This window comes from Bartonella chomelii (genome assembly GCF_014138465.1).
GTDB lineage: Bacteria > Pseudomonadota > Alphaproteobacteria > Rhizobiales > Rhizobiaceae > Bartonella > Bartonella schoenbuchensis.
In genome coordinates this window covers 1-1,202 of sequence record NZ_JACJIR010000032.1, presented here as the reverse complement: position 1 = coordinate 1,202, position 1,202 = coordinate 1, and the positions used below count along the sequence as shown (strand labels likewise).

General features: G+C 33.0%; 2 protein-coding genes. One reads left to right on the top strand and one right to left on the bottom strand.

Going from position 1 to position 1,202, the window contains the following annotated elements; all coding sequences use genetic code 11:
* Positions 1-358 precede the first annotated feature (358 nt).
* Positions 359-712, bottom strand: coding sequence for a helix-turn-helix domain-containing protein (locus GGR10_RS06765; RefSeq protein ID WP_182480451.1), 354 nt, complete (start codon positions 710-712; stop codon positions 359-361).
* A gap of 88 nt (positions 713-800) precedes the next feature.
* Between GGR10_RS06765 and GGR10_RS06760 the strand changes: the two genes are divergently transcribed.
* On the top strand, positions 801-1,064 hold the full coding sequence (locus GGR10_RS06760) for a helix-turn-helix domain-containing protein (protein ID WP_182480450.1): 264 nt from the start codon (positions 801-803) through the stop codon (positions 1,062-1,064).
* The last annotated feature ends 138 nt before the right edge of the window (positions 1,065-1,202 follow it).

Below are 1,202 nucleotides of genomic sequence, written 5' to 3'. Positions count from 1 at the left end.
GACCAAATTGAGCATAGGGATAATCATCATCACATATAACTAACAGAATCCCATAATCATCTATAGAAACCTGTTTACTCATCTTCCATCCCCTCAATCCATGTTTGCAAATGTTTTGTTTTTAAATATGGGGATAGTTGTATATTCATAATGCATATATGTCAATAATAAAATATGCGTTATGTTTATTTTAATTTTGAGTAAGAGTGAAAAATCTTCTTATAGTTTTTTTTACTAAATGATAATTCTCTAAGAAAGGGGAGAAGAGATAATTATGAAAACAGAAAAAACACTATGGAATTAGATGATGAAATAATGCAGTTAATTTCTACATTTAGTCATGAAAGGAAAAAAGCTTTTATTTTTTTTCTTCAGAATGCAGGCGATTTAAGAGGTGAAGAACTATTTCTTTATCTTGTTGATCTGTTTTTTTCAGCAGATCAATGATTTGCTCATCAATGGTTTCTTTAACAGCAGGGATTGGAAAGGAGGGACCGTGTCCCTCACCCGTTAACAACCATCCTTCACTAATTCTAAATGCTTTTGCATACTTTGCAGACGCACGTGATATGCCTCTTACTCCTTGTTCATGTTGAATATAACTAGGGTATTTCCATCCAAAATATTTAGCTGCTTCTTTAGCACTCCTAAAACCACGCGCTAAACGCGCCTTCATTAACCTAGAAGATTGTTCTGTTATTTGATTGAGCATTTTTATCTCCTTATATGTATTCATATTGCATAAATATGATATGCATTTCGACTTGACATTAAAGTTTTCGTAATGCATATTTATTTTTATGAAAAAAATAGCAGCAAAACAATTACGTAAAAAACTAAATTTAACGCTGGAAGAAATGGCGGCACACTTAGGTGTCAATAAGTCAACTGTGTGGCGTTGGGAAAAATATGGGATTCCTTCACGAGGGGCAGCTGCATATCTTTTAATGGCTATGTGGGAAAGTATTCAAGAAACATCTCCAACGTCTACATTTGCCGAAAGTTCCATACTTAATGAACATCAGCAGGATAATACCCCCTATCAAACAGAAGAAAGATTATGAAAGCAAAGGAAATGTTAAAAGAAATTTATACACGATTTTACAGATTGGTAAGTCGTCATAAGAGAATAGAGAATGCAAGTAAATTAATAGAAGAATACACAGACACAATACCGTCTGATGATAATACAAATGAACTCG